Annotated in this window: 1 pseudogene; it reads right to left on the bottom strand. The window is 32.8% G+C overall.

What is annotated here, in order from left to right:
- A pseudogene (locus OZD63_RS05730) lies at window positions 1–157 on the bottom strand (IS4-like element ISWosp8 family transposase); the annotation flags it as partial.
- Between the last annotated feature and the right edge of the window lie 349 nt (window positions 158–506).

Here is a 506-nt window from a genome sequence, read left to right as displayed (position 1 = left end):
TTTTTTTAACTAACTTTAAAATCATAGAAAATACTGTCGAAAAAGGAAGTTTTCTTGTTCGTGTAAAACTGTTTTTTCCAACACAATGGATTCTCTGAAAAGCTTTCGAGTATATTATATTTTTAATTTGTAGAATAAAATTTTTTCCTTTTTGCATGTTTCACCTAAAAAGGACACATTTTAAACTTCTTTGTTGAAATAAAATAGAAACAAAAGTGCTGTTTCCTGCGGCTTCTGGATAATTTAATGGTAAAAGTTTTAGAGAGAAATTTTATACACTATCGCTGATATTTTTCCTTAAGTTGACGCCATTGTCCGTTCAGCAGAGTGGCAAAGTAGGTAGGCAAGATAAACTAAAAAATCAAGAAAAAGTGAGTGTACAACAAATGGTGTCATGCAAGTAGCTGACACTGGTTCACTTTATGATGGTGTCATCCCAGTGCTTGACACTGGAATGGCTTTGTTGCATCGCTCTTCGGATAGTAGGTAACGTACAATAAATTCAT

The sequence above is a fragment of the Wolbachia endosymbiont of Drosophila leontia genome, from assembly GCF_028981785.1.
GTDB lineage: Bacteria > Pseudomonadota > Alphaproteobacteria > Rickettsiales > Anaplasmataceae > Wolbachia > Wolbachia pipientis.
Note: the sequence above shows the minus strand (reverse complement) of the source record. Positions and strands in the feature narration are given on the sequence as shown.